The 12,966-nt window shown below is 65.5% G+C and carries 13 protein-coding genes, 1 tRNA gene and 1 pseudogene; 9 read left to right on the top strand and 6 right to left on the bottom strand.

Going from position 1 to position 12,966, the window contains the following annotated elements:
- From CG471_RS31525 to CG471_RS26010, 5 genes and pseudogenes are all read left to right on the top strand, one after another.
- A pseudogene (locus tag CG471_RS31525) lies at positions 1 to 115 on the top strand (IS5/IS1182 family transposase); the annotation flags it as partial.
- Positions 116 to 207: 92 nt separating this feature from the next.
- A complete protein-coding gene (locus CG471_RS26025) occupies positions 208 to 1,071 on the top strand; it encodes an SDR family NAD(P)-dependent oxidoreductase (RefSeq protein ID WP_099234240.1) in 864 nt (287 codons plus the stop codon).
- A 93-nt stretch (positions 1,072 to 1,164) separates the two neighbouring features.
- Complete coding sequence (locus tag CG471_RS26020) at positions 1,165 to 1,680, top strand: nitroreductase/quinone reductase family protein (RefSeq protein ID WP_010338973.1); 516 nt, start codon at positions 1,165 to 1,167, stop codon at positions 1,678 to 1,680.
- 16 nt (positions 1,681 to 1,696) lie between these two features.
- Entirely contained in the window at positions 1,697 to 2,110 is a 414-nt protein-coding gene (locus CG471_RS26015) for an EthD domain-containing protein (RefSeq protein ID WP_099234239.1), read from the top strand.
- 15 nt (positions 2,111 to 2,125) lie between these two features.
- Positions 2,126 to 2,680 (top strand): nuclear transport factor 2 family protein, encoded by a 555-nt coding sequence (locus CG471_RS26010; protein WP_099234238.1) that lies wholly within the window; start codon positions 2,126 to 2,128, stop codon positions 2,678 to 2,680.
- A gap of 174 nt (positions 2,681 to 2,854) precedes the next feature.
- Here CG471_RS26010 and CG471_RS26005 read toward each other — a convergent pair whose 3' ends face one another.
- Complete coding sequence (locus CG471_RS26005) at positions 2,855 to 3,730, bottom strand: LysR family transcriptional regulator (RefSeq protein WP_048936644.1); 876 nt, start codon at positions 3,728 to 3,730, stop codon at positions 2,855 to 2,857.
- A 115-nt stretch (positions 3,731 to 3,845) separates the two neighbouring features.
- Between CG471_RS26005 and ilvD the strand changes: the two genes are divergently transcribed.
- Positions 3,846 to 5,699 (top strand): dihydroxy-acid dehydratase, encoded by a 1,854-nt coding sequence (gene ilvD / locus CG471_RS26000; RefSeq protein ID WP_099234237.1) that lies wholly within the window; start codon positions 3,846 to 3,848, stop codon positions 5,697 to 5,699.
- Positions 5,700 to 5,741: 42 nt separating this feature from the next.
- Here the strand turns inward: ilvD and CG471_RS25995 are convergent, their stop codons facing one another.
- The gene (locus tag CG471_RS25995) at positions 5,742 to 7,889 is read right to left on the bottom strand and encodes a S9 family peptidase (RefSeq protein WP_257211692.1); all 2,148 of its coding nucleotides are present in this window, start codon (positions 7,887 to 7,889) and stop codon (positions 5,742 to 5,744) included.
- A 185-nt stretch (positions 7,890 to 8,074) separates the two neighbouring features.
- Here CG471_RS25995 and CG471_RS25990 point away from each other — a divergent pair, with 185 nt between their 5' ends.
- On the top strand, positions 8,075 to 8,425 hold the full coding sequence (locus CG471_RS25990) for a cupin domain-containing protein (protein WP_257211691.1): 351 nt from the start codon (positions 8,075 to 8,077) through the stop codon (positions 8,423 to 8,425).
- Between the two features lie 145 nt (positions 8,426 to 8,570).
- Positions 8,571 to 8,645: transfer RNA gene (locus tag CG471_RS25985), tRNA-Asn, on the top strand.
- 157 nt (positions 8,646 to 8,802) lie between these two features.
- Here the strand turns inward: CG471_RS25985 and CG471_RS25980 are convergent.
- From CG471_RS25980 to CG471_RS25970, 3 genes are read right to left on the bottom strand one after another with little or no spacing between them, the layout of a single operon-like run.
- Positions 8,803 to 10,167 (bottom strand): SPOR domain-containing protein, encoded by a 1,365-nt coding sequence (locus CG471_RS25980; RefSeq protein WP_180275801.1) that lies wholly within the window; start codon positions 10,165 to 10,167, stop codon positions 8,803 to 8,805.
- Positions 10,168 to 10,200: 33 nt separating this feature from the next.
- A complete protein-coding gene (locus CG471_RS25975; RefSeq protein WP_099234235.1) occupies positions 10,201 to 10,797 on the bottom strand; it encodes a hypothetical protein in 597 nt (198 codons plus the stop codon).
- A 15-nt stretch (positions 10,798 to 10,812) separates the two neighbouring features.
- Positions 10,813 to 11,532 (bottom strand): ParA family protein, encoded by a 720-nt coding sequence (locus CG471_RS25970; RefSeq protein ID WP_004212248.1) that lies wholly within the window; start codon positions 11,530 to 11,532, stop codon positions 10,813 to 10,815.
- Positions 11,533 to 11,718: 186 nt separating this feature from the next.
- On the opposite strand from CG471_RS25970, the gene CG471_RS25965 reads away from it, so the two are divergent.
- Positions 11,719 to 12,747, top strand: a complete 1,029-nt coding sequence (locus CG471_RS25965; RefSeq protein ID WP_099234234.1) for an SPOR domain-containing protein — start codon at positions 11,719 to 11,721, stop codon at positions 12,745 to 12,747.
- 18 nt (positions 12,748 to 12,765) lie between these two features.
- On the opposite strand, the gene CG471_RS25960 is transcribed toward CG471_RS25965, so the two are convergent.
- Positions 12,766 to 12,966 (bottom strand): LysR substrate-binding domain-containing protein (locus tag CG471_RS25960; RefSeq protein ID WP_257211690.1); only part of this gene is annotated, 201 nt, incomplete at its 5' end.

Genomic DNA, 12,966 nt, shown 5'->3' with positions numbered 1-12,966 from the left:
CCTCTGGTGCCGCCTCAAGGATTGGCGCCGCATCGCCACCAGATACGACAAGCTCGCCACCAATTACATGGCCGGCGTCTTCCTCGCTGCCTCACTCACCTTCTGGTGCAATTGAGTCCGGACCCTAACGCCAAAGCGATATCTCCCGCATCTGCATGGCCAGACACAGACTGCTTGGGTTAGCCCAGCGCCCCAAGGAGAGAATGGATGAGCCAGACACCCAAGGTCGCGGTCGTCACCGGCGCCAGTCGCGGCGCGGGCCAGGGCATTGCCACCGCGCTCGGCCAGCATGGTTGCATCGTCTATGTCACCGGGCGCTCGGAAAAGGCCGGCGACGCCCCGCTGCCCGGCACCATCTACGAAACCGCAGCCGCCGTGACGGCCGCTGGCGGACAGGGCATCGCCGTGCGGGTCGACCATGGCGATGACGAGCAGACCCGCGCGCTGTTCGACCGGGTTCGCGCCGAACAGGGGCATATCGACATATTGGTCAATAATGTCGCCGCCATCCATGACGAACTCACTTTTCCCGGCCGCTTCTGGGAAAAGCCGCTGAAGCTGGCCGACATCATCACCGTCGGCATCCGCAGCTCCTATGTCGCCAGCTATCATGCCGCGCCGATGATGGTCGATCGCGGCCAGGGGCTGATCGTCTTCACATCGGGGTCGGGCGCCTCCCATTATGTCTATGGCCCCGGCTATGGCGCGCACAAGGTCAGCCAGGACAAGATGGCCGCCGACATGGCCGTCGACCTGCGCGATACCGGCGTCACCGCCCTGTCGATCTGGATGGGCGCGCTGCGCACCGGACGCCTGCTGCAACTGATCGCGTCGGACCCGGCCAAATATGCCTATCTGGAAAAGATGGTCGAAACGCCCGAGTTCACCGGTCATGTCATCTGGGCGCTGTCGCAGGATCCGGCATTGGCGCACCATGCCGGCCAGACGCTGATCGGCGCGGAACTGGCCGAACATTATGGGCTGCGCGACGCGGGCGATCGCCAGCCGCCCTCCTATCGGCAAAGCTATGGCGTCGCGCCGCTGCCGCAATATGACCGGATCATCCGCTAACCCGATCGGCCAAGCATCGCCATGGCGACGCCCTTTTCAGGTCCGTCGGGCGCCCGGCTGGTTTACACCGAAGTTGACAGAGAGGAGGCCGTCATGAGCGACGACAGTTCCGCCGCCATCCGCGACACGCGCAAGGACTGGATCAGCGAGCATCGCGACATGTATCTGCGATCGGGCGGGGCGCAGGGCCATATCATGGACATCACCGCCGTCGGCGGCCATGGTTTCACCACCCATTGCATGATCCGCTATACCGGCCGCAAGAGCGGCAAGACCTTCATCACCACCCTCATCTATGGCGATATCGGCGGCGAGGTAGTGATCGTCGCGTCCAAGGGCGGCGCCGACCATCATCCCGCCTGGTATCTCAATATCCGCGACAGCGAGACGGTCGATTTCCAGGTCGCGACCCAGGCCTTCCGCGCGACCTGGCGCGAGCCGCAGGGCGAGGAACGCGACCGGGTCTGGGCCTTCATGTGTCAGGTCTTCCCGGCCTATGCCGGCTATCAGCAGTCGACCGACCGCCTGATCCCGCTGGTGATGATGAAGGCGATCGAGCCGATCGACGGCTTCAAGGCGTCGGACGCCACCGGCGAACGGCAATATTGAGCGCGGGAGGAGAGCCATGATCAAGCAGATCGTCTTCCTCAGGAAGCGTGACGACCTCTCCATGGACCAGTTCATGGACTATTATGAGAACCAGCATTCGCGCCTGTCGCAGAAGATGGGCGCCAAGCCCGCTCTGCCCCATGCCCAGCGCTATGTCCGCCGCTATGTCACGCCCCAGCCCAACCCTCTGACCGGCGAGGTAATCCATCCCGGCTATGACTGCATCATGGAAATCTGGTGGAACAGCCTGGCCGATTATCAGGCCGCGATGAAGGGGCTGTCCGACCCGGCGATGCTCGACATCCGCAAAGCGGACGAACTGCAACTCTTCGCCAGCAACAGCAACCCCGTCTGCCTGGTCGAGGAACATGACAGCCCGATGGGGCCCAATGGCGAGATGATGCAGGTGCAACTGGTGCCGCAGGACTGAAAGGAAGAGCTGGAGATGGACCTCGAACAGGAAGTCGCCGCGCTGCGCGCCACCGTGCGCGACCTGCAGGACCGGCAGGCGATCCGCGATTGCATCCTGCGCGAATGCCGCGGACGCGACCGGCAGGATGTCGACATCATCAACAGTTGCTGGTGGGAGGATGGCGTGGACGAACATGGCCCCATCATCACCCGCGCGCCCGACTATGCGGCGCGGGCCAATATGGGCCATGGCAAATTCTTCCTGTCGACCAGCCACAATATCACCAACCATCTGTGCGAGATCGACGGCGACACCGCCTATTGCGAAAGCTACACGGTCGGCGGCCTGTTCTGGCAGGATGGCAAGACCACGACGATCGCCTTTGGCCGCTATATCGACCAGTTGGAGCGGCGCGGCGGCGAATGGCGGCTGCTTACCCGTCGCTGCACGATCGAGATGACCGCCGACACCGATGCGAGCTGGGTCTATTCCGCCAATGTGAAGGGTTTCCTCAAGCCCCACTGGAGCAGGGACGACGCCTCCTACCAGCGCCCGGTCATCGCCTCGACCCAGGGCGAACGCTGGTAGCCCGACGTGGCGAATTTCAGCGCATAAGCGCCCCCGCAGAAAATTTCTGCTTGCTTCACATAAGGTTCATGGACCGAACCTATAGATGTGGCTGTCACTTCTTCCCCCCTTGGAGTGACACCTCCCTGAACCTCGGCCCCGTCGCATCCCTTGTGCGACGGGGTCTCTTTCTGTTCAGGCCATGGCGCGGGCGACGCCCAGCAACCCCGCCAGCGTCGCGCCATCATCGTCCCGCCGCCAGGCAAGGCCGGTCTCCAGGATCGGCGCATCCTGCAGGTCGAGATAGCGCACGCCGGTCCGCGCGAGGTTGCGCAGCGACGCCGGCACCAACGCGATGCCCATGCCCGCCGACACCAGGCTGATGATCGTCTGCATCTGGATCGCCTCCTGCCGGATCAGCAGCGGCTGCCCCCGGCCGGCCAGATAGCCGCTCACCAGATCATGGAAGGCCGGCGCCACCCGGCGCGGGAACAGGATCAGCGGTCGATCCAGCCAGGGATCGCCCTGCGCCTGATCGTCCGCCACCCAGCCCTCCGGCACCGCCACCACCAGCGGCTCACGCAGCAAGGGCATATAGGCGAGCGCGTCGGGTAGCGCGCCATCGGGCGCGATCAATATGCCGGCATCATTCACCCCGTCGATCAGGTCGGCAATCTGCACGTCGCTGGTCGCCTCGGTCAGCGCGATCTCCACCTCCGGGAAGCGGGCGGCATAATCGCGCACCAGCGCGGGCAACAGGCTATAGTCGGCGGTGCTGACAAAGCTGAGGCCGATCTGCCCCGCGCTGCCGTCGCGCAGGCGACGGGCGATGTCCGGCAGCGCGCTCACCGCCTCCACCGCCGGACGAACATGCTCCAGCCATTGCCGGCCAAAGGCGGTCAGCGCAACATTGCGCTTCGACCGGGTAAAGAGCGGCCCCCCCAGCTCCCGTTCCAGCGCCAGGATCGACTGGCTGAGCGGCGGCTGGGTCATGCCCAGGCGCTGCGCCGCCTGACCGAAATGCAGCGTGTCGGCAACAGCCAGAAAATGACGCAGCGGGCGAAGGTCCATGGCAATAAAGTCTCCTTCCGACCTTATATCGCTTCAATAATATATTTCACAACCTTTGCGCAAAGGCGTAGGGGGCAGCCATTGCAGGGAAACAAGATTACAGGAACGGCGCAAAATGCCTCATTATCGTTCACGCACCAGCACCCACGGCCGTAACATGGCGGGCGCGCGCGGCCTCTGGCGCGCCACCGGCATGAAGGACGAGGATTTCGGCAAGCCGATCATCGCCATTGCCAATTCATTCACCCAGTTCGTGCCCGGCCATGTCCATTTGAAGGATCTGGGCCAGCTGGTCGCGCGCGAGATCGAGGCGGCCGGCGGCGTCGCCAAGGAATTCAACACCATCGCGGTCGATGACGGCATCGCCATGGGCCATGACGGCATGCTCTATTCGCTGCCCAGCCGCGATCTGATCGCCGACAGCGTCGAATATATGGTCAATGCCCATTGCGCCGACGCGCTGCTGTGCATTTCCAACTGCGACAAGATCACGCCGGGCATGCTGATGGCCGCGATGCGCCTCAACATCCCCGTCATCTTCGTTTCGGGCGGCCCGATGGAAGCCGGCAAGGCCGATATTCGCGGCAAGACCGTGGCGCTCGACCTGGTCGACGCGATGGTCGTCGCCGCCGACGAAAATTACACCGACGAGGAAGTCGCCGCGATCGAGAAGGCGGCCTGCCCCACCTGCGGCAGCTGCTCGGGCATGTTCACCGCCAACTCGATGAACTGCCTGACCGAAGCGCTGGGCCTGTCGCTGCCGGGCAATGGCTCGATCCTGGCGACCCATGCCGATCGCGAGAAGCTGTTCCGCGAGGCCGGCCATACCATCGTCGACCTCGCTCGCCGCTGGTATGAGCAGGACGACGCCTCCGCCCTGCCCCGCAACATCGCCTGCCATGCGGCCTTCGAAAATGCGATGAGCCTGGACATCGCGATGGGCGGTTCGACCAACACGGTGCTGCACCTGCTCGCCGCCGCGCATGAGGGCGGCGTCGATTTCTCGATGGCCGATATCGACCGGCTGTCGCGCCGCGTGCCCTGCCTGTGCAAGGTCGCCCCGGCCAAGCAGGACGTGCATATGGAGGACGTCCACCGCGCCGGTGGCATCATGGCGATCCTGGGCCAGCTCGAACGCGCCGGCCTGCTCGACACCAGCCTGCCGACCGTCCACGCCACCACCATGGGCGAGGCGATCAACCGCTGGGACATCAGCCGCACCAACAGCGAGGCGGTGCAGGAATTCTTCAAGGCCGCGCCCGGCGGCGTGCGCACGACCCAGGCCTTCAGCCAGAACAACCGCTGGAAGGAACTGGACATGGATCGCCAGACCGGCGTGATCCGTAGCGCCGAACACCCCTTCTCCAAGGATGGCGGCCTGGCCGTGCTGTTCGGCAATCTGGCGCCCGAAGGCTGCATCGTGAAGACCGCCGGCGTCGACGACAGCATCCTGACCTTCCATGGCACGGCCCGCGTCTATGAAAGCCAGGACGCGGCGGTCGCGGGCATCCTGGGCAATGAGGTGAAGGCGAACGACGTCGTGGTCATCCGCTATGAAGGGCCCAAGGGTGGCCCCGGCATGCAGGAAATGCTCTATCCGACCAGCTATCTGAAGTCGAAGGGGCTGGGCAAGGCCTGCGCGCTCATCACCGACGGGCGCTTTTCCGGCGGCACGTCGGGCCTGTCAATCGGCCATGTCTCGCCAGAGGCGGCCGAGGGCGGCGTGATCGCGCTGGTTGCGACCGGCGACCCGATCCTGATCGACATCCCCAATCGCGGCATTCAGTTGCTGGTCGATGATGCCGAACTGGCCAGGCGCCATGAGGAGATGGTCGCGCGCGGCAAGAAGGCGTGGAAGCCGTTCGGCCGCAAACGCAATGTCTCGCCTGCCCTGCGCGCCTATGCGGCGCTCACCACCAACGCCGCGCGCGGCGCGGTGCGTGACGTCAGCCAGGTCGAAAAGGACTGATGGAAAAAGGCCCGGTCGTTCATCTACCGGGCCTTTTTTTCCTTATTGCGCCTTGGCCGCTTCGGGGGCGGCGATCGGGCCGCCCTTCACTTCCGGCGCGCCCTTCAGATAATGGGCCAGCCAGCCCTGCACCTCGCGGTAGAATTGGCGGCTATCCTCCGGCTTGGTGATCCAGTGCCAGGCATCGGGGAAGATCAGCAGGCGGCTGGGCACCTGCATCCGCTGCAAGGTCGACCAGGTTTCCAGCGTGTTCGCCAGCGGCACGCGGAAATCGCGCTCACCCGCCGTCAGCAGCATCGGCGTCTTCCAGTCCTTGCCATAGGTGATCGGGCTCTGGTCGCGCCACACCGGGCTGTTGCCCCAGGGCGGACCACCGCTCGCCACTTCGCGGCCATAGTTGAAATCGCTGGTGCCCCACTGTGTCAGCAGGTCGACTTCGCCGGCATGGCTGACGATGCACTTGTAGCGGGTGGTGGTCGCCTCCATCCAGTTGGCGAGATGGCCGCCATAGCTGGCGCCGCCGATGCAGGCATTGGCCGTGTCGATGAAGGCATAGCGCTTGCCGGCCTCATCCACCGCCTGGTTGATCTCGTTCGCCGGGCCACGCAACGGATCGAGCTTGATCGCGCGCGAGAAGGCCTCGCCATAGCCGGTCGAGCCGGTATAGTCGGTCATCAGCACGACATAGCCGGCGCTGGCGAGCAGATGATAATTCCAGCGCAGGCCGATCTGGTCCATGTTGGACGATGCCGGGCCGCCATGCATCAGCACCATCAGCGGATATTTCTTCGCCGGGTCGAACGCCGGGGGCGTGACGATCATGTTGTGGATGCGCCGGCCCTTGTCGGTGGTGAACCAGAAATGTTCCGGGCTGGCCCAGTCGATCGTCGCGGCGAGCGCCGTGTTGACGTTGGTCAGGTTCTTGTGCCGCTTGGCCGCCGGGTCGATCCGCACGATTTCCGCCGGGTTCACCGAACTGCCATAGCTGGCGATGATCTGCGTCGACTTGGCATCCGAAGGAATGTCGATCCCGGCATAGCCGCCGACCTTGGGCGCGATCACCAGTTCGGGCGTGCCGCCGCTCACCGGCACGCGATAGAGATTTTCCATCCCCGCGTCGGGCACGGTCAGATAGAGGCTGCGGCTGTCGGGCGTCACGGCATAACCGTCCACCTCGCGATCGAACGCTCCGGTCAGCAGCGTCGCCGCGCCGCCCGCCGGCCAGGCGACACGATGCAGCCGGGCCAGGTCATACACCTCCTCGCCCTGGCTATTATATTTGAAGATCAGGCTCTTGCCGTCCGGCGTAAACTTCATGTCGCCATATTCGCCCGGCGTCGGCGTCGCCAGCACCGGCTCACCGCCGTCGGCCGGCATGCGATAGAGGCCGAAATTGACGCGGGCATGGGCCGCATTCCAGCGTTCGGTGGTGGCGGTGAAGATGATCTCCTTGCCGTCCGGGCTCCAGACCGGCGCCAGCGTCATGCCGCCGTCGCTCTGGGCATTGCCGCCAAAGCCATCGGCCTGCGCCAGCTTGGTGGCGGACAGGATATCGCGCGCCGGCGCACCTTCCGCCAGCGGCTGGAGCCACAGGCTCGGCCGCTTGTCGTCCAGCCAGTCATTCCAGTAGCGGATCGGGAAATGCTCATAGACGCGCATATTATATTTGCGCGCCTTGCGTTCCTCGGCCGTCTTCTTGTTGGCGGCGGCGTCCATCGCGCCGGGATAGACCGCGCTTTCGAACAGGATCGCCTGACCATCGGGCCGCCAGATCGGCTTGCCCGCGCCGGTCGGGATGCTGGTTACGCGGCGGGCTTCACCACCGGCCAGGTCCAGCACATAGATTTGCGCGACATCGTCGCCCTCGCGCTTGGCGGAAAAGGCGATGCGGCGGCTGTCGGGGGCCCAGGCCGGATCGCCCTCGCCCGCCTTGGTCGCGGTCAGGCGGCGCGCCGCCGCCGATCCGTCGGCCGGCACGATCCACAGGTCGCTGACCGCGCCATCCTTCTCATAGGAAGGTTCGCTGAGCGCATAGACCACCCATTTGCCGTCCGGGCTCGCCACCGGCGCGCCGACGCGCTTCATCATCCACAGCGTTTCGTGGGTCAGCACCTGCTTGGGCTGTGCGATTGCCGGCGCGGCGCACGCGCCCGCCACCATTGCCGCCGACAGCAGCAAACGGGATATCATTGTCACGGTATCAAACCCCTGTTCTGACATTGGGCCGAACGGCCAGGCCGCATGGTCAGCACGATAGGCACAGGATTTCAAGCAACAAGCGCGGCGACAACGGAGATGGCACGCCCCGTCCCACAGGCTGACGCCCCGGTAAAAACCCCCATTTCCAATTTTCCGCCAATCGGCATCATGCGCCGATGACATGCCCACCTCCTGCATTGCCGGTCGACGCGCCGACCAACCTGCTCGTTATCCCGTCCGGACATGAGGCCGAGGAACTGTTCGAGGATATAGTGTCGATGCCGGGCGTGCGGATCGAACGGATTATATCCCACGGCCACAGCACACCGCCGGAGCGCCCCTATGTCCAGCATTGGGATGAATGGGTGCTGGTGCTGGCCGGGACCGCCGAACTGCTGCTGGAAGGGATTGGCACCTATCGCCTGGAACCGGGCGATCATCGGCTGATTCGCGCGGGCATACCGCACCGCGTCACCCATACGGACGCGCCGACCATCTGGCTTGCCATCCACATCGGCGAAGCCTGAAAAACCGGCAGGAAAGGACGAAAATGCGCCCGTTCCGCAAGCGCATGCATATGCACAGATTTTTTTCAGGAATGGCAAAAGCAGCGCTTGCCATTTGGGACAAGCCGCTGCATATGCGCGGCCTGCCCGGCGCAAGCGGGGCTGCTCCCCGATAGCTCAGCGGTAGAGCATTCGACTGTTAATCGAATGGCCGTAGGTTCGAATCCTACTCGGGGAGCCACTATTTCAGCCCTTGGCAAGGCCGGGCTGGCTCCAGACAATCCGAAATTCAGCGCATCGCACGATTGCGGCACGCGCAGCGCGCAAATGCATTGCGGGCCGGCACCTCTCGGCCCGGCCCGCATGAAGTGATGGTTACGCCCGAAGGCGCCGTGCGATCAGCGCGATGCGAACTGACGACCGCGCGTCGATGCCACGGCCCAGCGCTGCGGCGTCGCGTTCGGTGCGCCTTCCCGCACGAAACACTGGCCGTGCTGCGCCTTGATCGACTGGCACAAAGTCTGCGCATCCGCACGGCTGCCAAAGCCGCTGATCGCGATCCGGTGGAAGGTCCGACCGTTGACGGTCGCCTGGCTGGTCAGCACCGGGAAGGCGGCGATGCGTCCGTTGACGCGCGCCATACTGGTCCATTTTTCCTTGGCCACGGCCGGCGAATTGAAGGCGCCAAGCTGAACGACCCAGGCGCTCGCCCCCGTGGTCACCGGCTTGATATAGGCAACCTGCTGCATCCGAGCCGCCGGGCTGGCAGCGGGAGCAACCTTGGCCTTGGCCGGCTTGGTCTTGGCGACGGCCAGGACCGTCATCGGCTTGGGCGCAGCCTTGACCGCGGGTGCGGGCGTGGACGCCGGCACGGCGGTTTCGATGATCCGGGTGTTGAGCGCGGGCGCGGCAGGGGCCGGCTCGGCAGCCGCCATCTCGATCGGCGAACCGCTCGGCAGGTCCAGTACCGGTGCCGGCTCGGTCGACGCAGCGGCCAGCGCCACCGGTGCGGCATCCGGCGCAGCGGGCGCCAGCGCCAGCACCGCCGGCTGGCCCTGATCGGCGCCGTTGACGGTAACGCCCATCAGCGCGGCGACGCGCTGCGGCGACAGTGCCGGGTCGGCCATGCCGGCCCATTGGGCGATACGCTGATTGGCGGCAAGCGGTGCCAGATCCAGCCCGGCGACCAGCCGCGCATCCTTCCAGCGACCGGCCAGCGCATAGGCATAGGCCAGGTTCTGGCGGGTGCGGGCATTGGCCGACGGATCCTGGATCGCGGCGGACAAGATACGAACGCCTTCGGTCGGATCACCGGCCATGGCGAGCGCCAGGCCGTAATCGCCCGCCGGTACATTGTCGGTATTGGCCGCCAGCAGATCGCGCGCGGCGTCATTCTTGCCGAGCGCCACCTCGACCAGGGCGAGGCTGACGATGGTGCGCGAATCGCGGTTGCCCAAGGTCATCGCGTCGGTGAAGGCCGTCTCTGCCGAAACGAAGCGGCCATCCAGCACATAGGCACGGCCCAGCAACTGGCGATATTGCGCATTGTCGGGCGCCGCCTGCACGGCCGCTTCCGCCGCCTGCACAGCCTTTGCGCCGTCGCGAGCGGCCAGCGCCTTTTCTGCCGCCTCGGCCGGCTTGCCTGGATTGGCGTGCTTGACCGCCGCCGAACGCGGATGGAATGCCGCGCCGGTGCAGCCGACCATCGTCGTCGCCACCATCAAGGAGGAAACGGCCGCCTTGCCAAATGCCGTTCGTTTCATGACCTTACCCACCTATAATCAAAGATCGCCGCGTCAGTGCGGCAATTGCTGGGCAAGCCGATCAATCTCGGGCAGCCCTTCGAGGAAAGCATCCAGTGCTTCGGTAACAACCTGTTGCGCCGACCGGCCAGTCACGGCCGCCGCCAGACGCAGCTTGAGATGACGGCCCGCATCCAGCCGCAGCGTGAAGGCCGCCTTGCGTGCGTTGTCGACCGCCATCGCCTTGGCCGGTGCGGCGCGCACCGGCGCCGGCTTTGCCCGCATCGGCTTGGCGGCCATCACCAGTTCGGCCGGTTCCGGCTCGGCTTCGACCGTCTCGGGCAGAACGACCTGCGCCACGCGCTCGGCCAGTTCCTCGCGTTCGGTCACGACCGCCGGGACCGGAACCGGTGCGAGCACCGTGCTCATCGGCGTCAGGCCGGTGGCGACGGGCGCAGTCGGCGCGGCAGGCTCGTCATCGTGCATCGGCACGTCGAAACCCATGTCGTTCCAGCCCAGATCGTCGGACACCATGCCGGCATTGCTCGGGCGACCAAAGCCCAGCATCGGGCGGCGCATCGCCGGCGTGGCGGCGCCCTTGCGCGCCAGCAGGCCGGACGTCAGGGAAGCGATCGGTTTGGCTTCAGCCATGATAGCCCCCTTTTCTTACTGCACGACGCGGCGGCCGAAGCCACCACCGGCGGGACGCGAAGCAGCGGCGGTGCCGACGCTGTTCTGGGGCACGGAAAAGACCGTGCGGCGGAAATTCTTTTCCAGGCGATCGGAGATATAGCTCCACAGGCCCGTTACTTCGGCGGCCGACTTGCCCTTGGGATCGACCTCCATCACCGTGCGCCCGTCGATCATCGAGGCAGCGAAATCGGTGCGATGATGCAGCGTCACCGGCGCCACCGTGCCATGCTGCGACAAAGCGACAGCGGCTTCGGAGGTGATGCGCGCCTTGGGCGTCGCGGCATTGACGACGAAGATCAGCGGCTTGCCGGCGCGCTCGCACAGGTCGACCGTGGCACCGACGGCGCGCAGGTCATGCGGGCTCGGACGGGTCGGCACGACGATCAGTTCGGCAACCGAAATCACGCTCTGGATCGCCATGGTGATCGCCGGCGGCGTATCAATGACGGCCAGCTTGAACCCCTGCTGGCGCAGGATTTCGAGGTCGGCGGCCAGCCGCGCAACCGTGGTCTGGGCAAAGGCGGGATATTCGGCCTCGCGCTCGTTCCACCAATCGGCCAGCGAGCCCTGGGGATCGATGTCGATCAGCACGACCGGACCGGCCCCGGCCAACTGCGCCTGTACGGCCAGATGACCGGACAGGGTCGTCTTGCCCGATCCGCCTTTTTGCGATGCCAATGCCAATATGCGCACGCGCCTTCCCCCAGGTAAATCCAGTTCCGAAACGATTTGGCATGGCGCCGCCTAAAATTCGGTTAACTGGTCTGGCAACCTTGTTGAGGATCACCTATCCCCGGTTTCACATCATGGATCCGGCAATGCTAAGAAGACGTTAACCTTGTTTGACGATAGTGCCGGACGAATATTCCGGTCTGGAGCATGGATATGAAGCCTATCTGGGGAGCCATTGCGTTCGGCACGCTGTTGACGGCCGCCTTGCCGGCGCTTGCCGATGTGAAGGCCGGCGTCGATGCCTGGCAGCAGGGCGATTATGCCAAGGCGATCGCCGAATGGCGCCCACTCGCCAATGCCGGCGATCCCGATGCGCAGTTCAATCTGGGCCAGGCCTACAAGCTTGGCCGCGGCGTTCCGGCCGATCTCAACAGCGCCGTCGACTGGTATCGCAAGGCAACGGCGCAGGGCCACGCCCGTGCGGAAGATAATCTGGGCCTGCTGATGTTCCAGCAGGGCGATCGCGCCGGGGCCATGCCCTATCTGCAGCATGCCGCCGCCCGAGGCGAAACCCGCGCGCAATATATTGTCGGCACCGCCCTGTTCAACGGCGACATGGTCGGCAAGGACTGGGTCCGCGCCTATGCGATGATGACCCGCGCCTCCGCCTCCGGCCTGCCACAGGCAACCACCAGCCTGCAGCAGATGGACAAATATATCCCCGCCGACCAGCGCAAGCAGGGCCTTGCCCTGGCCTCGTCGATGGAGGCGCAGGAAAAGAGCCTGGCCAGCGCCAGCCTGACCCTACCCGCGACAGCGGCACAGCCCCGCCCGACTTCTCCCGCCCCGGCACCAGCAAAGCCAGCTCCCGCACCCGTGACCCAGGTCGCGGTCGCCAAGCCGCAGCCGGTCGCGCCCAAGCCGGCACCGGAGGCAGCAAAACCGGCTCCATCCAAGCCCACGCCACCCAAGCCCGCGCCGTCCAGGATACCGGCACCGGCCGCCGGCGACTGGCGCGTGCAGCTTGGCGCGTTCGGCGACGAAGGCCGCGCCCGTGCGCTGTGGAGCCAGTTGACCCGCAAGGTCAGCGGCCTCTCCGGCTATCAACCCTATCTGGTCAAGGCCGGCAGCGTGACCCGCCTTCAGGCCGGACCGATCGCCAGCAGCGCCGACGCCTCGCGCCTGTGCAGCAGCATCAAGGCCGCCGGCGCGGACTGCATGCCGAAGAAGAACTAGGCACCCTAGCGCGGGCGCCTATTCCGCGCCCGCGCTCGCCAGCATCCAGGCGCGGAACCGTGCCAGTCCCGGATGGCCGCCAAGCCCCGTGGGATAGACCAGATAATAGGCCTGCTCGCTCGACAAGGGGCGATCGAACGGGATGACCAGACTGCCCGATTCCAGCTCCGGCCGGATCAGGAAGCTGGGGATCAGCGCCACGCCCGCCCCCGCCACCAC

Origin of the sequence: Sphingobium sp. IP1 (assembly GCF_002708645.1) — a bacterium.
Lineage (GTDB): Bacteria > Pseudomonadota > Alphaproteobacteria > Sphingomonadales > Sphingomonadaceae > Sphingobium > Sphingobium yanoikuyae.
The sequence above is the reverse complement of the archived record's forward strand: the minus strand, read 5'-3'. Positions and strand labels throughout refer to the sequence as shown.